The organism is Glutamicibacter sp. (genome assembly GCF_050701915.1).
Taxonomy (GTDB): domain Bacteria; phylum Actinomycetota; class Actinomycetes; order Actinomycetales; family Micrococcaceae; genus Glutamicibacter.
The window spans coordinates 154684-171965 of the sequence record NZ_JBOGEG010000002.1 but is presented as its reverse complement, the minus strand read 5'-3'; the positions used below and the strand labels follow the sequence as shown (position 1 = coordinate 171965).

Below are 17282 nucleotides of genomic sequence, written 5' to 3'. Positions count from 1 at the left end.
TTCAGTCTCCTTGGGATAGTTCTGTGCTGATGGGGCCCGGATAGAAGCAGCGGGCGCGGTGGCCATCGGCCACCGGATCCAGCTCCGGCTCGCTAGTTGCACAGTCCGCCCGGGCGACCGGGCAGCGGGTGTGGAAGCGGCAGCCGGAGGGCGGGTCGATCGGCGAGGGCGGGTCGCCTTGCAGCATGATCAACTGGCGCGCATGCGCCGGATCCTGGCGCAGTTCCGGTGCTGCCGATAGCAATGCTTGGGTATAGGGATGGGCGCTGGCGTCATAGACCTGGGCGTAGGAGCCGGTCTCGATCACCCGTCCCAGGTACATGGTGGCCACGGAGTCGGAAATATGCCGCACGATCTGCAAGTCGTGGGCGATGAACACGTAGCTCAGACCCAGTTCGCGCTGCAGCGAATCGAGCAGGTTCACCACTTGGGCGCGCACCGAGACGTCCAGGGCCGAGACCGCTTCGTCGCAGATCAGCACCTTCGGATTCAGCGCGATGCCGCGGGCGATGCCGATGCGCTGCTGCTGGCCTCCGGAGAAGTTGTGCGGATAGCGTCCCAAATGATCGGGGTTCAGCCCGACCAATTCCATCATCTCGCCCAGATTAGCTCGGCGGGAGCCGCGCTTGGCGATGTCCGGGTGGATTTCGAAGGGCTCGGAGAGGATCTGCTCAATGGTCATGCGCGGGTTCAGCGACGCGTAGGGGTCTTGGAAAATCAGCTGGATATTCCGGCGCATCTGCGCCCGCTCCGCTCCGCGCAGCGCATTGATGTCCTGGCCCTCGAACAGCACCTGGCCAGCAGTGGGCTTTTCCAGCCCGCTGAGCACGCGGGCCATGGTGGACTTTCCGCAGCCGCTTTCCCCGATGATTCCCAGGGTCTTTCCCTGTTGCACCTGCAGGTCCACCCCGTCCAGGGCCTTGACTACTTTGCGCGGCCCGATGGGCAGCGGACGGGCCACCGGGTAGTGGCGGGTAACCCCGCGCATTTCCATCAGCGGGGCGGCATCCGGTGTCGCGGTCTCTGGCAGGGTCTGCGGGCTAAGCATGGGCCAGCACCTCCTGGGAGTTGAAGCAGGCCGTGTGGCGCTGCGCGGCGATTTCGTCTAGTTCCGGGACTTCGGTGGCGCACTGCTGGTTGGCCAGAGGGCAACGCCCGGCGAAGGCGCAGCCAGCCGGCAGGTTCAGCAGGTCCGGCGGGCTGCCCGGGATTGCTGGAAGCAGCTGGCCCTTGAGCTCCTCGCTGGCCACCGATGAGGCCAGGCCGCGGGTGTAGGGGTGGGCCGGTTCGGAGAGGACCTGGGCGGTGGGCCCGTTCTCCACGATCCGCCCGGCATACATCACAGCCACCTGGTCGGTGACCTCCCGGACCACCGAGATGTCGTGGGTGATCAGGATCAAGCCCATGTTGTTCTCCACCTGCTGCTCGGTCAGCAGCTCCAGGATCTGGGCCTGGACGGTGACATCCAGCGCGGTGGTCGGCTCGTCGGCGATCAGCAGCTGCGGGTCCAGGGCCAGGGCCATCGCGATCACGATGCGCTGGCGCATGCCCCCGGAGAACTGGTGAGGGTAGTCGTTCACCCGGCTGGCTGCAACTGGGATGCGCACCCGATCCATCATCTGGATGGCCGCTTTCTTGGCCTCTGCCGGGCTGTAGCCGCGGTGCACGCGGTACAGCTCGCCGATCTGGCGGCCCACCGGGTGCACGGGGTTCAAGGCGCTGAGCGCGTCTTGGAACACCATGGCCACGCTGGCCGAGTTCAGCTCCCGGCGGCGCTTGGGGGTCACGGAGAGTAGGTCTTCTCCGTCCAGCAGGATCTGCCCACCGGTGACTTTCGCCGGCGGGGTGTCCAGCAGGCCCATGATGGTTCGCGCGGTCACGGACTTCCCTGAGCCCGATTCGCCCAGGATGCCCAAGGCACGGCCGCGCTGCAGCGAGAGATCCACGCCGTTGATCGCGGTGGCAACTCCCTGCCGGGTGGCGAACTCAACGCGCAGGTCCTTGATCTCCAGCAGCGGCTTTGCTGCTTCGTGCGCAGTGCTCATCACTTGCCCTTCGGGTCGAACTCGTCGCGCATGGCTTCGCCGAACAGGACGAAGCCGAGCACGGTAATGGTCAGGAATACGGCTGGGAACAGCAGCAGGTGCGGGGCGGCATCAATATAGTCGCGGGCCGCTGCCAGCTGCAGGCCCCAGGACACCGACGGCGGGGTGAGCCCGATGCCGATGAAGGTCAGGCCGGCCTCGGCAGAGATCATCCCGCCCACACCCAGGGTCTGCAGCACGAGCAGCGGGGTGATTGCATTGGGCACGATGTGCTTTGCGATGATCCGCCCATTGCTGGCGCCCAGCAGCCGGGAGGCCTGCACATACTCGCGGTTGCGCACTTCCAGCACCGAAGAGCGCATGAAGCGGACGCCCCCGGGCCATGCGAACAGGGACAGCGCGAAGATCACGGTCCACACGTTGCGCTCGCTGAACAGCTGCAGCACCACGATCGCGGCCAGGATGAATGGCAGGCCGAAGGCCATATCGCACACCCGGGAAATCACTGCGTCCACCCAGCCGCCGAAATATCCGGCGACGGCCCCGACCAGCGCGGCGATGCCGAAGGCGATGGCCGAGACCACGATGCCCACCAGGATCGAGGCGCGCGCCCCATATATGACATTGGTATAGTAGTCGCAGCCCTGGATATCGATGCCGAACAGGTGCGCGGCGCTAGGCGGCTGGTTGGATTTGAGGATGTCGCAGCTCTCCGTGGGCCCGGGACCAAAGCCGGTAAACAGCTGAGGGAACGCGGCCATCAGGATCATCATCAGCACAATGGACCCGGAGATCGCGAAGCGCGGTTTCAGCCACCAGCGCCGGTGCGCGCCGCGCGCCTTCTGCGGGGAGCGGTCCACCGCCTGGGCACCGTCGGCGGGATTGACTGTGGTCATGCTCGAACTCATATTCTCACCCGTGGATCGATCAGGCCGTAGGTCAGGTCTACCAGCAGGTTGAAGACCAAGTACACCAGCACCAGCAAGGTGGCGATGCCAACCACGATTGTGCCTTCCTTGTTGTTGATGGAGCTGACCATCAGTCCCCCAATGCCCGGGATGTTGAAGATGGCCTCGATGATGACCGCGCCGCCGAGCATGCCGGCTAGACTCAGGCCCAGGTAGGTCACCACCGGGATCATGGCGTTGCGCAGTGCGTGGCCCCAGATGATCCGCTGCGGGGACAGGCCCTTGGCCTTGGCGGTGCGCAGGTATTCAGCGCGCAGCACATCCACCAGCGAGGTGCGGGTTAGCCGGGCCAGCCCGGCGGCGGCCTCGAAGGCCATGACCAAGGCAGGCAGAATGAAGGCCATGGGCCAGCCGGCGCGGATGCCGGCCGGGTCCACCCAGCCCAAGTGCACGCCGAAGTAGGTCTGTGCGCCCAGGGCGATCACGAAGCCGGGTACGCCCATGAACAGCACCGTGAAAACCAGTGCGAAGTGGTCCCCCGACTGTCCGCGGCGCAGCCCTCCGTAGACGCCGATAACCAGGCCAATGAACAGCTTGAGCACCCAGGCAGTCAGCGCCAGCGCGAAAGTCACCGGCAAGCGCTCGAGGATCAAATCCAGTACCGGGCGGCCGAAGAAGTCGATGCCGAAGTCCCCGCGGAAGACCCCGAGGATGTAATTGCCGTACTGGACGAAAAACGGGTCATCCAAATGGTAGGCCTGGCGGATCTGCGTCACGGTGGCCTCGGGCAGCGGGCGTTCGCCGGTGAGCGCCGAGATCGGGTCGCCCGGCATCAGAAAGGTCAGCGCGTAGATGATGAAGGTGGCGCCCAGTAGCACCGGGATCATCTGCAAGATGCGCCGCACGGTATAACCCAGCATTGGTTACCCCTTAAGAAGAATAGTGTGTACCGGCGGGCGGACCCATGACTCGCTTCATGGTCCGCCCGCCGGAGACTGGCGGTGCTAGCAGCCGTAGCCGGCGCGGTAGTACTGCAGGTCGCCGTGCACGTCGTTGAGCACGGCGCACTTGGACTGCAGGCCGTAGTCGGTCGGGATGAACAGCGGGATGGCTGGCAGATCCTTGATGATCTTCGCCTCGGCCTGCTTGAACAGCTCGGTGGACTTCCCATCATCCATCTCGGCGCGGGCCTCGCGCAGCAGCTTGTCCACTTCTGGATTGGAGTAGCCGGTGGCCAGGTTGCCGTCGCCGCCGGTCTCATACTGGCTCAGGTACTGGTCAGGAGACATGTATGACCAGCCCCACAGGCCGAATGCTGCGCCTTCGAGCTTCTGGTTGTTGCGGCGCTCGGACAGCTCGGTGCCCAGCATCGGCTTCATCTGCACCTTGATGCCCAGGTTGTCCTGGATCTGCTTGGCAATAGCCTGCACCAGCTGCTGGTCGGAGTTGGAGTTGCTTTCGATAATCAGCGTGCCTTCAAAGCCGCCGTCATCAGCCAGGATCTTCTTGGCTTCCTTGGGGTCGAAGGTGCATGCTTCGCAGGATCCGGGAACGTAGGATTCCAGCGATGGCGGGACCAATGAGTCAGATGGCTCGGCGTGGCCCTTGAGCAGCGAGGTGGCGATCGCTTCGCGGTCAATGGACATGGAGATCGCCTGGCGCAGGGCCGGGGAAGTCAGTTCATCGACGTAGGCAGGGATCTGCAGGGTCTGCTGCTTGGAGCCGATTGCGACTTTGTACAGCGCTTCTTCGCCCAGCTGGCTGGAAGCCTTGTCCACCATGGTGGCCGGCACGTTGCGGATCATGTCCAGGTTGCCTGCGGTCATGTCGGTGTAGGCCGGATCCACGGAAGTGTAGATCTTGCCAATCAGTTTCTCGGCTCCGCCGCTGAAGCCGTCGGCACCCTTGAAACCGTCCCATTTCTCCATCACTACCTGCTGGTTGTGATCCCAGGATTCGAACTTGTATGGTCCGTTGGAAACTGGTGCCTGGTCGTAAGCGGTCTCGTCATCGAATGCGCTTTGCGGCATCGGGCAGGTCGGGTTGGTGCTCAGGATTGCCGGGAAGTCGCGGTTCGGCGCCTTCAGAGTAACTTCCATGTGGGTGTCGTCCACAACCTTGACTCCGGAGAGCTTGCTGGCCTTGGCCTTGCCTCCATCCAGCGGGTTCATCTGGTCATAGCCTTCGAAGGAGACGAAGGTGCCGTTGCCCTGCCAGGCGTTGGATCCGGTGGCGGTGGCGTTCCAGGCATCGGCGAAGGATTGTGCCGTTACCGGGGTGCCATCGTGGAAGGTCCATCCGTCCTGCAGCTCGATATCCCAGACCTTGGCATCATCGCTGGTCACCGATTTGGCGGCCAGCGGCTCCAGCTTCTGGGTTTCGGAATTCACTTCCATCAGGTTCGCGCACAGCGCCATGCCGATCTGGCTTCCGGGATCCTTCTGCGGCATGATGCTCTTTGGCTCGCTGGTCATGAATGACAAGGTCGCCTCGCCGGATCCATCACCGCCTTGCTCCGCTTGGCTGCTGGCTGACGAGCAGCCGGTTGCGGCGAGCATCAGCGATACGACACCGGCAACGAGCGCAGTTTTCTTCTGCCGTTTCATCTTGTTCCTCCCTGGGCGGCTACCGGCACCTGCGCCGGGCTCGTGGCCGCTGTCACTTTATTTATTTTATGAAATAAAGTAAACATTGCAGAAGGTGTGACTGTCAACACTTTCCGGGGATTATTCTGCCTCTGTCTCCGCATGCAGCCGGTCAATGAAAGCCAGCGGATTGGCCAGCACTTCATTCACCATCAGGCTGGCTGCGAAGATCGACAGCGACAGCGAATGGTCGCTGGAGTAGACTACGCGGCTTGAAGCTTGGGCGCCCTGCAGGGAATTCTCCGCGACCACCGATTGGACCAGGCTCTGGGTTTCGGGGCGTTCGGCCGGGGTCCCGGCGATTACCAGCAGCCCCGGGTCCAGCAGATCGAAGAGCATCGCAGCGGCCCGGGCGACAAAGGTGTCGCGATCAGCGACCAGGGCACGGATCTGTTCATCACCGGCGTCATAAAGCCGATCAATATCGCCATAATGAATCACATCAAAGCGACCGGCCTCATGCGCCCGGCGCACGGTAGCTTCGTCAGTTGCCATGACTTGCAGGCAGCCACTGCGTCCGCAATCGCAAGGGAACCCCTGGTCGCTGACTTGCAGATGGGCAATGTTCCCGGCATGCTGCGACCAGCCGGCGCGGATCCGCCCGTCACTGACTAAAACCGCGCCCAAATCCGAGGTGATCACCATGAGCAGGAAATCGCGCTCCGTGGCGCCATGCCCATAGAACAGCTCGGACTGCGCCGCTGCGCGCGCATTGTTGTCCAGAATCATCGGCTGGGGCAATTCTTCGAGCATTTGCACAGCGGGAACCTGTTGCCATCGTGCACCGCGATTCTCCACGATCCGCCCGTTGATCCGGTCGACAATGCCGCCGGTGGCTACCCCGGTCCCCAAGATTGGCCTCCCCTTGGCATGCTCGTCCACCAGTTGTTTCGCTTGGTCAATGACCAGCTTGAAGGACTCTTGGGCACCCAAGCCATCATGCGGCACGAGAACCGAGGCCTTGGCCACCCCATCCAGCCCAGTAAGCACCACGCCGGTGACTCGCGGTCCCAAGTGGATGCCCATCACCAGATTGGACTTGGTATCAACGTGCAATGGGACCCTGGGCCGCCCCTGCCCCACAGCCATTGGTTCGGCTTCGCTGATCAATGAGCTTTCCAGCAAGCTCGCCGCAATGCCGGTAACCGATGCGGCGCTGATGCCCAGGGCATCGGCGACATCCTTGCGGGAGCCGCCGGGCGAAGAGAAAATCTCCTGGAGCACCATCGAGTAGTTGCGCACCCGGGCCGGGTCGGACTTGCGGGACATGCGGAGAAGGTCCTTTCCATGACAGCAACCTTAAGGGGCTACTTGGCTTATTGTGTCACTGTGCGGGTCGACTTCGAGAACACAGGTGGCATTCAGAGGCCATGATTAAGCAGAATTACGCAGGCCAACCAGCTATTACACCAGGAACGAAGCGGACCGGTTCGTTCTGGCTGGTTCGTCATTTTCTGGGGCCGCAGCACCCTTTTGGACCGCATTTCGCTGCCCCGTTCGCTGGCTGCGGCAAATTCCCCGTCAAGCCGCAAGTACGCCATCAACAACATGTGGTGCAAGGACTCTCGCATTTCGCTTCGTTCGGCGCAGCGGGTTTCTTTGGACGGGAAACCGGTTGATCGTGCCCTTTCCAACGCGCGCACTTTCAGCGGCAGAAGATCCCGTGTGGGAAGCCACGAAGCTGGTGGCTAAAGTAGGGCGGACCGTGGGAAACAGCGCGCTTCGGAACTTGAAAAGCAATGTTGTGCCCCGTGTGCTTGCCCCGGCGATATGGGATCACCCTGCTGCCGATCCACAACACCATCTGCCAGGCCATAGCCCTGCTGGACGGTGCTGCTGTTCAAGGAGCTCAGTCCCCCGCATTCGACATTTCTGGTGCTGTCGCGTAGAGCGTTCTTCTATCGCCGTGGCTGTAAGAGGCCAGCAAGTCGCCTTCATCAACCCTCGAACCGAGCAACTTGAAGCACACTTTTCCAGCTAAGAAATACGTCCGTCTTTGCTGAATCGGCGTGGCTGCAAAGCATGGTTGCGGGAAGGCTCAACCAAGTTCAATTTGGCCTTTACTCCTCCCGTCTGGAACCATATCAAGCGAATCGGGCTTCACTGGATTCGGCCATCGAGCCCGGGTAGTCTACGTCGATGCAAACCTTGCGCTATGAAGTCGATATGCGTCCAGCAGAAGCTGTCGCCAGGCTGCTGGACGAAACGGGAAACACTGTGACCTCAGTGATTCCCTCTTGCTACGAATCGTATGTGCGGGTCCTCAATCCGATCGAACTTCGAGACGGTTCAACTATCCTCTGGACGGATGTCATGAGCAGGAACGGAGTCAGCCTCGGGCATAGATCCAGTGGCCCGAGCTCGCAGTGAAAAAGATGCCAAGTAACCGGAGGGTTACTGGCGGGTACCCGCCAGGGAAATCCACCCGCCCGTTTTGCAAGGCAACTGACCGAAACCCTCGATCCAGATCCGAGCACCCACTCTTTCGCTTCCTGGGCCGGGTATGCCATGGAATTTCATGAACAAACCACGATGTTTTCTCCGTATCAAAGCGAAATGCTGCTCTACTCCGGAAAATTGACTGATCAGCGCAGAGCTTCCCTCTTGTCCACGACGTCAACGGAGCGTGTGCCGATGTACTGGTGGCCCTCGAGTCTTCGCTGGTTCGTCGGTCAGGACATCTACGCGAGAAGTCTCTTAGTCGGATGTGAGCAACGGGACCGCGCAAAAGATCCTCCAGGATCCTCTTCTTGATGCTTACCCCATCAACCCTTCAGATACCGTACCCTCAGATGAATATTGACCTGGGCGACATCTCTCAGTTCGACGCGCTTCCGTAACTCTTCACCCGCAAATCATCTAGACGACAGTGGTGGAATCTTAAAGTAGAGAAAACAGGCTGAAGGCCGAGCTGACCACCTAAAAGGTATCCGAAACTCATTCCCATGGCGCATTATGCTACGGACCCGCCCATCGTTTCAGCTACCGTCAATCGCCGCTGAATCGGAATCGGTAAGCAGGATTCCCAATGTTTCACGGCCAATGACGCCCAAAAGGTCATCAGGGCCAAGGCCTGCGGTCAACATTGCATATCTCAGACCCCAGCCTCGAATACGTCGCCATAACGAGCTTCGGGGTTCTGCCCCGTACTGGTCGAATGCCTCCGAAATTGTTTCAGGGCTGAAATGCATCCAGAACATGCCAAGGTCGCTGGCCGGATCACCAATGCAGAGATCTCCGAAATCAACCAACGAAACCGTGGCATCGTCGTTGGCTGAGTCGTTGACAATCGTGTTGTGCGGATGCGGATCACCATGCAACCAAAGTGGTGCGCCTTCATGCGGTGCCGCGGCCACTGCGTCTTCCCAGAGTGCAAGGGCCGGTTCGTGCAATGTGGGGTCCAGCGCCGAAATCTGGGTGCGGGTTTTCTTGTCGAGCGCGGCCAGCGGCACCCCTCGGAATTCACTGTGCGGTCCGGACGCTCCGGCCGGTTGGTGCAGCCGGTGCAGGAACTGCGCGAATTCCGCGGCGTAGCCATCGCGCATTGCGCGGTCCACCGTCGCGGCGCTGCGGCCCGGGACATAGGGGCAGATCGAGAACGTGAATGGGTATTGCGGCACGGGCTGGCCAACGAAGACCGGCAAGGCAATGGGCAGACCGGTCTCGGCGACCAATTGCGGCAGCCAGCGCCGTTCCTTGTGCCCAATGGCCTCGCCTAGTTCCCGGCGCGGCAAGCGCACCACCAGCTCAGCTCCCAGCCGGTACACCTCGTTATCCCACCCGGTGGCCAGATAGGCAATTTCCTGATTCGCCCAGTGCGGCGCTTGGCTGGCCAGCAACTGCTTGACCAGCTCCGCGTCAATTTCGACTTCGGCAGGTGGCATTCCCGTGCTGGTGGAGGGAGAAGTGGTCATTGCTCAATGCTAGTGCACCCGAATTTCCTCAGCTTTCCGGGCGAACCATTCTAGAATCGGTGCATGGACTCACCTGCACCCAGCGAGCAGATCCTCGCCACGCTCTTGCTAGAGAAATTCGACCAGCTTACCGAAGCCTTCGCGAGTATTCCGCAGGAACTGGCCAATAGCGTCCTGCCCGTGGGCGGCAGCAATTCGCCGGTGCAGCTGGTGCTGCATTGCTGCGGGATGATGCGCCGTTGGTCCTCCACGGTCAATCTCGGCATCGAAGTCCCCCGCGATCGGGACGCCGAGTTCACCACGGTGATGGACAAGGAGGCTGCCCTGCAGCTGGCGCGCGATGCCAGGAAGGGGTTCGCCAACGATCTGGCGCTCACTGCCATGCATGCCGCTCCCGTTGCGGCCCCGCCAGGCAGGGATGGCGAATACTGGCTGGCCACCTGCCAGGGCGTGCTGCTGCATGTGCTCGAAGAGCTCTGCCAGCACTTGGGGCATCTGGAAATCACCCGGGATTGCTTGGCCCGGGATGCGTCGTGAAAGGCATCCGGCAGGTCACCGCTGGCCTACCAATGGCCTTTCCCGTGGCCTGAAGATTCTCCGCCCGCGGAGTCGTCCCAGACGAGCAAGCCTGCCGCTACCGGCAGGAACATGAGCGCTGGAAGCCACTGGAATGCCATCAGCGCCACCATGGCGGCCAGCAGCATTGCCAGCGCCGCGATCCTGGGCCATGCAGCCATGGCTACCCTCCTAGCAGTCTTCTACCGCTCGGCGGCAGTTCAATGGTGTGAAAACCCTAGCAAGATCAGCATGTATTTACTAGAGGCATAAAATTTAATGCCGCAGGACCGCGCGCTGCTCACAGGTCCAGGTCTTCCCAATCGAAACGGGTAGTGGTTCCGGATTCCCAATCCTGGCGCAGGATCGCGTAGGCAACCGAGGCAAGATGGCGCCCGTCGCCGGTGGGCCACGCCATCCGGTAATGCGCCTCCTTGAGGAAACCGGCGCGGAGAAAAGTCTTGCGCATCGCGATGTTATCTTCCCTGGTTTGGCCCTCGAAGCGCAGGGTGTCGGGGTAATCAGTGAATACCTTGGCGGTCAATTCCCTCAGTATGAGGGTCCCCAGGCCTGATCCCCGGTGCTTTTCCGCCAAGCGAAGGTCGAGCATTGGGATGTCGTCTTCCAGATCTTCGAGTACTGCCATTCCCAAACATTCTTCGTCGCCAGTAATCCAGAATCCTTGGCTCTCGCTGTTCCAATATCTTCCGCTAACGACTAGCCCTCGTAGCTCCGGCTCTGCCCAGTCCCGACGGACGTGGAATGGGAAGGTGTTGCTTGATAGAAACGCCACGATGGCGCTGCTGTCTTCCGGTGCCATCGATGCGAACGAGATATTCATGGGGCAAGCCTATAGAAGACATGCCGGATCCAGTCAGCGTTGACATGAATCCGGCGGCGACAGCACCCGGTCAAATATCTGCTGCCATGTCAGGCCTCTTTCAATGAATCCAGAACGTCTCGAGTCGAAACCACCAGCGCAAAGCCATCTCCGTGAAGATTTGTCGCTGTCACCTGCATCAGGGTGGCCGCCCGAATGACGATGCCGTCGGGACCTGCCAGATCGAAGGTTCGTGTGGCATCCAGAGGCACAATGACATCGAACCCAAGATTGCCTCCCATGCGCGCGGTCGTTTCAACACACAAGTTGGTTTGGATTCCGCAAACCACGATCTGATTGATCTGCCTGCCCCTTAGCCACTGGCCCAAATCCGGCGAACCATAAAAGGACGAGTTCACTGTTTTAGTTACCAACAGATCAGGGGCGACTGCTTGCACCGATTCATGGAGAAGATTGCCGGGTCCTTGCGCGAACAATGGCGACTTCGGATTCCGGCTATCGTGCCTGACGACCACTATCGGCATATCCCTTGCGGACCATTCCGATAAGAGCCGATCAACGTTATTCTCGCATTCAGGGTAATTGGCCGTCGGCCCCCACGAAGTGTCGTAAAAGCCCTGCTGCATGTCGACCAAGATCAATGCCGTCTTGCTATTTATCATCATGCCTCTAGTTCATCAGGAACAGAAGAACGCAACCAGTGGCATGAATGACATGGTTCGATAAGATTACGCCATGACGATCGTGGGAATTCTTGCAGGCCCGGGACGCCGTGCGTTTGATATCGAGGTTGCGCGCGAGGTGTACGACGACCGTTCGGATCGGGGGCTCCCCCGGCCAACGGTGCGAATCCTCGCAGCCAGGACCATCACGGATCTTGATCCGCTCCACTCAATACGGCGCACCCATGCTCTGGAGACGGTGACGGAGCTCGACATCCTCGTGGTGCCGGGAAGCCAGGACCCACTCGCGGAACCTCATTCCCGGGAAGTTGCAGCTGTCGCACGAGCAGCATCTGCCGGAGTCCTGGTCGCCTCATTGTGCACCGGGGCATTCACGCTAGCTGCTGGAGGGCTGCTCGATGGGCGTAACGCGACGACCCACTGGCGCTTTGCCGATGAACTGGCCCGGCGCTATCCAGACATCAACGTCCAATCGAGGGATCTGTATTGTGGCAAGGACAAAATATGGACCTCGGCTGGTGTCACCGCAGGAGTTGATCTTTTACTCCATTTAGTCCGTCTGGACTGGGGAGCCAGTGCCGCGGAAACAGTAGCAAAGGCTATGGTCACCCCTGTTTTCAGACCGGGAACTCAATCCCAGTATGCGGATACCAGTATTCCAAGGAATTCATCACCATCCGTTGAACAACTGCATTTGGCAGTCAGCCAGGATCTTCAACGGCAGTGGAGCATCAAAGAACTGGCAGCGTCCTGTGCGATGTCACCGCGCACTTTTCACCGTTGGTTCTCTGCCAATCTCGGAACAACGCCACTGACATGGCTCAACGATCTACGGGTACGTGAAGCGCAGCGTCTCCTGGAACAAACCGATATGCCGGTCGGCTCCGTGGCTCGCGAGGTCGGCTTCGCTTCGGATGATCTGCTGCGAAAGCATTTCACGTCGCGATTGCGGATTACGCCGACCGGCCATGCAGCGGCTTTCCGTCGACAACGTCCTTGATGAATTGGGCTTTGCCTCTTGCATAGGCGAATCTGTCGTTCCCGACTCTTTTGGCCAAGTCCTGTTTCAGATCGGCATATGCGGTAGCCGCATTGGCGTCTTCCCTCAGTCGATCGCGGAACACCACATGCTCTCGTTCCCAGACCGAACCGAGTTCGCACACGTGAACATGCACTATTCGGGGTTTTCCCGCGGGAGGACGAAAGAAGAGATGGTCGGTCTCTCGTTGCCGCAGCACAAGCCCCAGGGCTTCGAGGCCGCTACGGTACGCGGACTCTTCTGAAATATCTGGAACAGCTATTTGGAGGTCGAGAACTGGTTTGGCGATGAGGCCCGGAACTGCAGTCGATCCGATATGCTCTGCAGATGCCGCAGCAGAACCAATGGCTATCTTGATGCGCAGCATCCAATCAGCGGCTTGGACGGCCCACGACGGATCATGTTCAACAAGACGGACAGGCTCACCGCCTGGCCTATCGAACCATTCGCTATTCATCTACTCAGTATGCATCGGTGATAGAAGCCGGAAAGTGCGATTCCGGGCAGGTTCCCCATTTGCCCTATCCAACCGGCTCACCGTTTTCACCTAGCACCGCTTCTCCGTCGGTATGCAGCGGGTTTTTCATCGTCGGCATCCATGCGCAACGCGTCTGCATGCCCGACTCCGCTTGCCCATCCCTGATCAGCACCGCGCCCAGCATCCACTGTCCGTCTTCGGTGACTTCCCCAATGACATCCGGTCCGGCTAGGTAGCCCATCATTTCTTGTTCTTCCAAAGGCATCTTGCTCTTGGAGTCCGGGGCAGAATAGACGGGTATCGACACGGAAATGGTGTCCCCCTTTGCCTCCGGGTGGCAGTATCCACCGTAGCCTCCAAGGCCGTCCGTGCGCACGAGGTAGTACTGGTCATCGCCGGAGTACCGTTCTACGCCTACCGTTCGAACCTGTTTCAGCGGGCCATTTTCCGAGCAGGCAGTATTCTGGAAGTCGCTGCGGAGGTACTCAGTGACCTTGACGCCCTGATTGGCTGGCACCACGCTCTCAACGGTGGATCCGCAATTATGCGAATAAGCGATCTCGCCAGGAACCTGAACTGGCCCCTCCTCCGTCGCAATCCAGGCAACAAAGTGCTCCCAATAAGCATTGCCGGAAGTGCTGCTGAACGATGCGACGGCATCGTCTACACCGTCGCCGTCCAGATCCGCGTAGACGATTTTGCCCAACTCATAGCTGTTGAATTCATCGCTGGCTTTCGAATTCTCAAGACGGATCTTCGAGGGTTTGCCATCGAGTGCCATGGGATCCATCCAGGTTGCGTTTCCAAGATCCGCATCTCGCAGGGATTCGATCTCAGGCTCTTCTTTGCTTGGCGAAGGAACTACCGTTGGCGTTGAGGATTTCAGCTCCGACTTCGGTTCGCTGCATCCAGTAAGCAGTAGCCCAACCGTGGCAACCATGCTGAAAATTTTCACTCCACGAGATGCGTTGATCATGTTCAGATGATAACTGAATATAAAAACGACTCATAAAAACTTGTGCCATCAAGACGATTCCTTCGTAACCGGCTTTAAAAACGCCAGCCTCGGGTTCCATTATAGGAAACCCGAGGCTGGTGTAAATGCCCGGAGTCTGAGGACTACAGTCCCAGCTTCTCCATCACGATCTCGCGCACGCGGCCGGCATCGGCCTGTCCGCGGGTAGCCTTCATGACAGGGCCCATCAGCGCGCCGATGGCCTGCATCTTGCCGCCCTTGATCTTCTCGACCACATCAGGCATGGCAGCCATGGCATCATCCACGGCCTTGCCCAATGCATCGTCGTCATTCACAACAGCCAAGCTGCGCTTCTCGACGATCTCGCTTGGGGTGCCTTCGCCAGCGATGGCGAACTCCAGGACCTGGCGTGCGATCTTGTCATTGATCTTCTTCGCTTCGATCAGCGAGTTCAGCTCAACGATGGTCGCAGGAGTTACGCCCAGATCAGCGATGTCCTTGTCCGCGGCCTTGGCCAGGCGGGCGATCTCGCCCATCCACCACTTGCGGGCCACGGCGGCCGTCGCGCCAGCGGCAATGGTCTGCTCGATCTCGTCGAGCACGCCGGCATTGACCACGTCGCGGAATTCCTTGTCCGCGTAGCCCCACTCGGCCTTCAAGCGCTTGCGACGCTCGGCTGGTGGTTCTGGCAAACGGCCGCGAAGTTCCTCTACCCATTCTGCGGTGGTGACGATAGGCACCAGATCCGGCTCCGGGAAGTAGCGGTAGTCATCGGCATCCGACTTCGGGCGGCCCGAGGTGGTCGAACGGGTGTCCTCATGCCAGTGGCGGGTTTCCTGGACGATCTTCGCACCGGAGTCCAGCACCGCGGCGTGGCGCTCGATCTCGAAGTGCACGGCGTGCTCCACGGCGCGCAAGCTATTCACGTTCTTGGTTTCGGTACGGGTACCGAACTTGTCCGCGCCCTTGGGCATCAGCGAAACGTTGGCATCGCAACGCACGTTGCCGCGTTCCATCTTGGCATCCGAAACGCCCAGGTTCTTCACGATTTCGCGCACGGCGGCCACGTAGGCCTTGGCCAGCTCGGGAGCGCGCTTGCCGGCACCCGTAATTGGCTTGGTCACGATTTCCACCAGCGGAACGCCGGCGCGGTTGTAGTCAACCAGCGAGTAGTCCGCACCCTGGATGCGCCCGGCAGCGCCACCCATGTGGGTCAGCTTGCCAGCGTCTTCTTCCATGTGGGCGCGTTCGATCTCGACGCGGAAGACTTCTCCGTCTTCCAGCTCGATGTCCAGGTAGCCGTCGAAGGCAATCGGATCATCGTACTGGGAGGTCTGGAAGTTCTTCGGGGTGTCCGGGTAGAAGTAGTTCTTGCGGGCGAAGCCGCACCTCTCGGCGATCTGGCAGTTCAGTGCCAGGCCGATCAGGATGGAGTACTCCACGGCGGTCTTGTTGACCACCGGCAGCACGCCGGGCAGGCCCAGGTCTACCGGGGTGACGTTGGTGTTCGGGTCGTCGCCGAAGGCGTTCGGCGCATCGGAGAACATCTTGGTCTTGGTGTTCAGCTCGACGTGGACCTCGAAGCCCAGTACCGGGTCGTAGCGATCCAGTGCCTCGTCGAAGTCAACCAGTTCATCGGTGTAGTTGCTCATGGTGCCTAGGCCTCCTGCGCGATCGAAGCGGTGTCAATAGCTGGTGCCTGCGAGATCAGCGAGTGGCCCCACTGCTTCTCGAGCAGGGTTTCCAGTGCTGCGCCGGCACGGTACAAGCGGGCGTCCTCGTAGGCCGGGGCCAGGAACTGGATGCCCACCGGCAGGTTCTCGGACAGGCCGCCCGGGACGGTGATGCCCGGAACGCCGGCGAGGTTGGCCGGGATGGTGGCCACGTCATTGAGGTACATGGCCAGCGGGTCGTTGTCATTCGCGCCCAGCTCGAAAGCCACGGTTGGCGCGGTAGGCGAAACCAGTACGTCAGCCTGCTCGAAAGCGGCCTCGAAGTCACGCTGGATCAGCGTGCGGACCTTCTGGGCCGAGCCGTAGTACGCGTCGTAGTATCCCGCGGACAGCGCGTAGGTGCCCAGGATGATACGGCGCTTGACTTCGTCGCCGAAGCCTGCGGCACGGGTGGAGCCCATGACGCGCTCGATGGTCATCGGGCCGTCTTCGGGCAGCACGCGGTGGCCGTAGCGCACCCCGTCGAACTTGGCCAGGTTGGAGGAAACTTCCGAAGGCATGATCAGGTAGTAGGCACCCAGTGCGTACTTGAAGTTCGGGCAGGAAACCTCGACGATTTCCGCCCCGGCAGCCTTGAGCAGTTCCAGGGACTCGTTGAAGCGTGCCTGCACGCCGTCCTGGTAGCCCTCGCCGGTCAGCTCCTTGATGACGCCAATGCGCAAGCCCTTGACATCGCCGGTGGCGCCGGATTCAGCGGCGGCAACCAGACCTTCAAGCGGGTTCGGCAGCGAGGTGGAATCCTTGGGATCGTGCCCGCCGATCAGTTCCTGCAGGTAGGCCGAGTCCAGCACGGTACGGGAGACCGGGCCGATCTGGTCCAGCGAGGAAGCCATGGCGATTGCGCCGTAGCGCGACACGGCACCGTAGGTCGGCTTCACGCCGACGGTACCGGTGACAGCACCTGGCTGGCGGATGGAGCCGCCGGTGTCGGTGCCCAGTGCCAGCGGAGCTTCGAAGGAGGCCACGGCTGCGGCCGAGCCGCCACCGGAGCCGCCAGGAATGCGGTCCAGGTCCCACGGGTTGCGGGTCACGCCGTAGGCGGAGTGCTCGGTGGAGGAACCCATGGCGAATTCATCCAGGTTGGTCTTGCCCAGCATTGGCAGCTTGGCAGCGCGGATCTTCTCGATCACGGTCGCGTCGTAGGGGCTCATCCAGCCTTCGAGCATCTTCGAGGCCGCGGTGGTCGGCTGCCCCTTGGTGACGATCAGGTCCTTGACGGCGATGGGCACGCCGGCCAGCGGGTGGAGCGCTTCCGCCTCGGCACCGCCAGCGGCGCGGATCGCGTCAACCTCGGCGGCGACGGCGAGCGCTTCTTCGGCGTTCACATGCAGGAAGGCATTCAGGGTGCCATCGACTTCGGCGATGCGGTCCAGATGGGCCTGGACAGCCTGGACAGAGGTCGCTTCGCCTGCGCGCAGCTTGGCGGCCAGCTCGGTGGCGGAAAGCTTAATCAGTTCATTCACTT

The 17282-nt window shown here is 60.9% G+C and carries 18 protein-coding genes; 3 read left to right on the top strand and 15 right to left on the bottom strand.

The genetic code is table 11. From position 1 onward, the window contains the following. Window position 1: 1 nt before the first annotated feature. From ACRDT3_RS02860 to ACRDT3_RS02835, 6 genes are all read right to left on the bottom strand, one after another. On the bottom strand, window positions 2-1048 hold the full coding sequence (locus tag ACRDT3_RS02860; RefSeq protein WP_431491517.1) for an ABC transporter ATP-binding protein: 1047 nt from the start codon (window positions 1046-1048) through the stop codon (window positions 2-4). Next, entirely contained in the window at window positions 1041-2045 is a 1005-nt protein-coding gene (locus tag ACRDT3_RS02855) for an ABC transporter ATP-binding protein (protein ID WP_431491516.1), read from the bottom strand. The genes ACRDT3_RS02860 and ACRDT3_RS02855 overlap by 8 nt, the downstream gene beginning before the upstream one ends. Further along, window positions 2045-2941 (bottom strand): ABC transporter permease, encoded by an 897-nt coding sequence (locus ACRDT3_RS02850; protein WP_431491515.1) that lies wholly within the window; start codon window positions 2939-2941, stop codon window positions 2045-2047. Before ACRDT3_RS02850 ends, ACRDT3_RS02855 begins: the two co-directional genes overlap by 1 nt. An 8-nt stretch (window positions 2942-2949) precedes the next feature. Beyond that, window positions 2950-3873, bottom strand: a complete 924-nt coding sequence (locus ACRDT3_RS02845) for an ABC transporter permease (RefSeq protein WP_431491514.1) — start codon at window positions 3871-3873, stop codon at window positions 2950-2952. A gap of 84 nt (window positions 3874-3957) precedes the next feature. Beyond that, the gene (locus ACRDT3_RS02840; protein ID WP_431491513.1) at window positions 3958-5559 is read right to left on the bottom strand and encodes a peptide ABC transporter substrate-binding protein; all 1602 of its coding nucleotides are present in this window, start codon (window positions 5557-5559) and stop codon (window positions 3958-3960) included. 120 nt (window positions 5560-5679) lie between these two features. After that, complete coding sequence (locus ACRDT3_RS02835) at window positions 5680-6867, bottom strand: ROK family protein (RefSeq protein ID WP_431491512.1); 1188 nt, start codon at window positions 6865-6867, stop codon at window positions 5680-5682. 101 nt (window positions 6868-6968) lie between these two features. Here ACRDT3_RS02835 and ACRDT3_RS02830 point away from each other — a divergent pair, with 101 nt between their 5' ends. Then, window positions 6969-7217: a hypothetical protein gene (locus ACRDT3_RS02830; RefSeq protein WP_431491511.1), complete on the top strand. Its 249-nt coding sequence runs from the start codon at window positions 6969-6971 to the stop codon at window positions 7215-7217. Between the two features lie 1359 nt (window positions 7218-8576). Here the strand turns inward: ACRDT3_RS02830 and ACRDT3_RS02825 are convergent. After that, complete coding sequence (locus ACRDT3_RS02825; RefSeq protein WP_431491510.1) at window positions 8577-9512, bottom strand: aminoglycoside phosphotransferase family protein; 936 nt, start codon at window positions 9510-9512, stop codon at window positions 8577-8579. A 63-nt stretch (window positions 9513-9575) separates the two neighbouring features. Between ACRDT3_RS02825 and ACRDT3_RS02820 the strand changes: the two genes are divergently transcribed. Beyond that, entirely contained in the window at window positions 9576-10049 is a 474-nt protein-coding gene (locus tag ACRDT3_RS02820) for a DUF664 domain-containing protein (protein WP_431491509.1), read from the top strand. A 26-nt stretch (window positions 10050-10075) separates the two neighbouring features. On the opposite strand, the gene ACRDT3_RS02815 is transcribed toward ACRDT3_RS02820, so the two are convergent. The 3 genes from ACRDT3_RS02815 to ACRDT3_RS02805 all read right to left on the bottom strand — a co-directional run bounded on the left by ACRDT3_RS02815 (window position 10076) and on the right by ACRDT3_RS02805 (window position 11573). Further along, window positions 10076-10249: a hypothetical protein gene (locus ACRDT3_RS02815; protein WP_431491508.1), complete on the bottom strand. Its 174-nt coding sequence runs from the start codon at window positions 10247-10249 to the stop codon at window positions 10076-10078. Window positions 10250-10368: 119 nt separating this feature from the next. Beyond that, entirely contained in the window at window positions 10369-10887 is a 519-nt protein-coding gene (locus ACRDT3_RS02810; RefSeq protein WP_431491667.1) for a GNAT family N-acetyltransferase, read from the bottom strand. A gap of 110 nt (window positions 10888-10997) precedes the next feature. Then, complete coding sequence (locus ACRDT3_RS02805) at window positions 10998-11573, bottom strand: cysteine hydrolase family protein (protein WP_431491507.1); 576 nt, start codon at window positions 11571-11573, stop codon at window positions 10998-11000. Between the two features lie 70 nt (window positions 11574-11643). Here ACRDT3_RS02805 and ACRDT3_RS02800 point away from each other — a divergent pair, with 70 nt between their 5' ends. Next, window positions 11644-12591: a GlxA family transcriptional regulator gene (locus ACRDT3_RS02800; protein WP_431491506.1), complete on the top strand. Its 948-nt coding sequence runs from the start codon at window positions 11644-11646 to the stop codon at window positions 12589-12591. Here ACRDT3_RS02800 and ACRDT3_RS02795 read toward each other — a convergent pair. From ACRDT3_RS02795 to gatA, 5 genes are all read right to left on the bottom strand, one after another. Beyond that, window positions 12545-13087, bottom strand: a complete 543-nt coding sequence (locus ACRDT3_RS02795; protein ID WP_431491505.1) for a GrpB family protein — start codon at window positions 13085-13087, stop codon at window positions 12545-12547. The genes ACRDT3_RS02800 and ACRDT3_RS02795 overlap by 47 nt on opposite strands. Before the next feature lie 64 nt (window positions 13088-13151). Continuing rightward, complete coding sequence (locus ACRDT3_RS02790; protein ID WP_431491504.1) at window positions 13152-13889, bottom strand: hypothetical protein; 738 nt, start codon at window positions 13887-13889, stop codon at window positions 13152-13154. 52 nt (window positions 13890-13941) lie between these two features. Continuing rightward, window positions 13942-14184 carry a hypothetical protein gene (locus ACRDT3_RS02785; RefSeq protein ID WP_431491503.1) on the bottom strand — a complete coding sequence of 81 codons (243 nt, stop codon included), beginning with the start codon at window positions 14182-14184 and terminating at the stop codon, window positions 13942-13944. Between the two features lie 43 nt (window positions 14185-14227). Continuing rightward, window positions 14228-15736, bottom strand: coding sequence for an Asp-tRNA(Asn)/Glu-tRNA(Gln) amidotransferase subunit GatB (gatB, locus tag ACRDT3_RS02780; RefSeq protein ID WP_431491502.1), 1509 nt, complete (start codon window positions 15734-15736; stop codon window positions 14228-14230). 5 nt (window positions 15737-15741) lie between these two features. After that, window positions 15742-17280: an Asp-tRNA(Asn)/Glu-tRNA(Gln) amidotransferase subunit GatA gene (gene gatA, locus ACRDT3_RS02775; RefSeq protein WP_431491501.1), complete on the bottom strand. Its 1539-nt coding sequence runs from the start codon at window positions 17278-17280 to the stop codon at window positions 15742-15744. Window positions 17281-17282: the final 2 nt, after the last annotated feature.

Coding starts and splice junctions, on each gene's coding strand:
- ACRDT3_RS02790 (WP_431491504.1), bottom strand. CDS start 13,889: ATGGCACTCGATGGCAAACCCTCGAAGATCCGTCTTGAGAATTCGAAA.
- ACRDT3_RS02800 (WP_431491506.1), top strand. CDS start 11,644: ATGACGATCGTGGGAATTCTTGCAGGCCCGGGACGCCGTGCGTTTGAT.
- ACRDT3_RS02825 (WP_431491510.1), bottom strand. CDS start 9,512: ATGACCACTTCTCCCTCCACCAGCACGGGAATGCCACCTGCCGAAGTC.
- ACRDT3_RS02830 (WP_431491511.1), top strand. CDS start 6,969: ATGATTAAGCAGAATTACGCAGGCCAACCAGCTATTACACCAGGAACG.
- ACRDT3_RS02840 (WP_431491513.1), bottom strand. CDS start 5,559: ATGAAACGGCAGAAGAAAACTGCGCTCGTTGCCGGTGTCGTATCGCTG.
- gatB (WP_431491502.1), bottom strand. CDS start 15,736: ATGAGCAACTACACCGATGAACTGGTTGACTTCGACGAGGCACTGGAT.
- ACRDT3_RS02850 (WP_431491515.1), bottom strand. CDS start 2,941: ATGACCACAGTCAATCCCGCCGACGGTGCCCAGGCGGTGGACCGCTCC.
- ACRDT3_RS02810 (WP_431491667.1), bottom strand. CDS start 10,887: ATGGCACCGGAAGACAGCAGCGCCATCGTGGCGTTTCTATCAAGCAAC.
- ACRDT3_RS02795 (WP_431491505.1), bottom strand. CDS start 13,087: ATGAATAGCGAATGGTTCGATAGGCCAGGCGGTGAGCCTGTCCGTCTT.
- ACRDT3_RS02835 (WP_431491512.1), bottom strand. CDS start 6,867: ATGTCCCGCAAGTCCGACCCGGCCCGGGTGCGCAACTACTCGATGGTG.
- ACRDT3_RS02860 (WP_431491517.1), bottom strand. CDS start 1,048: ATGCTTAGCCCGCAGACCCTGCCAGAGACCGCGACACCGGATGCCGCC.
- ACRDT3_RS02785 (WP_431491503.1), bottom strand. CDS start 14,184: ATGGAACCCGAGGCTGGCGTTTTTAAAGCCGGTTACGAAGGAATCGTC.
- ACRDT3_RS02845 (WP_431491514.1), bottom strand. CDS start 3,873: ATGCTGGGTTATACCGTGCGGCGCATCTTGCAGATGATCCCGGTGCTA.
- ACRDT3_RS02805 (WP_431491507.1), bottom strand. CDS start 11,573: ATGATGATAAATAGCAAGACGGCATTGATCTTGGTCGACATGCAGCAG.
- ACRDT3_RS02815 (WP_431491508.1), bottom strand. CDS start 10,249: ATGGCTGCATGGCCCAGGATCGCGGCGCTGGCAATGCTGCTGGCCGCC.
- ACRDT3_RS02855 (WP_431491516.1), bottom strand. CDS start 2,045: ATGAGCACTGCGCACGAAGCAGCAAAGCCGCTGCTGGAGATCAAGGAC.
- ACRDT3_RS02820 (WP_431491509.1), top strand. CDS start 9,576: ATGGACTCACCTGCACCCAGCGAGCAGATCCTCGCCACGCTCTTGCTA.